The sequence below is a fragment of the Bacillus sp. GbtcB10 genome, from assembly GCF_019091365.1.
Lineage (GTDB): Bacteria > Bacillota > Bacilli > Bacillales > Bacillaceae > Bacillus > Bacillus altitudinis.
In genome coordinates this window covers 1-246 of sequence record NZ_JAGXJP010000321.1, presented here as the reverse complement: position 1 = coordinate 246, position 246 = coordinate 1, and the positions used below count along the sequence as shown (strand labels likewise).

At 43.5% G+C, this 246-nt stretch carries 1 protein-coding gene; it reads left to right on the top strand.

What is annotated here, in order from left to right:
• The coding region (locus tag KVT11_RS20375) for a thioesterase domain-containing protein (protein WP_217609199.1) at window positions 1-246 on the top strand (246 nt) is incomplete at both ends.

Below are 246 nucleotides of genomic sequence, written 5' to 3'. Positions count from 1 at the left end.
TCTATGGTGTACAAGCACGAGGTATTGCTAAAAATGAAGAACTTCCAAAAAGTTTAGAGGAGATGGCGGCGGATTACTTGGAACATGTTCGTGAAGTACAGCCTCATGGACCATATCGTTTACTAGGTTGGTCGCTTGGAGGAAATGTTGTGCATGCAATGGCGGCGCAATTACAAAATGAAGGGGAAGAAGTAGAATTACTCGTTATGCTTGACTCTTATCCTGGACACTTCTTACCGAATACGG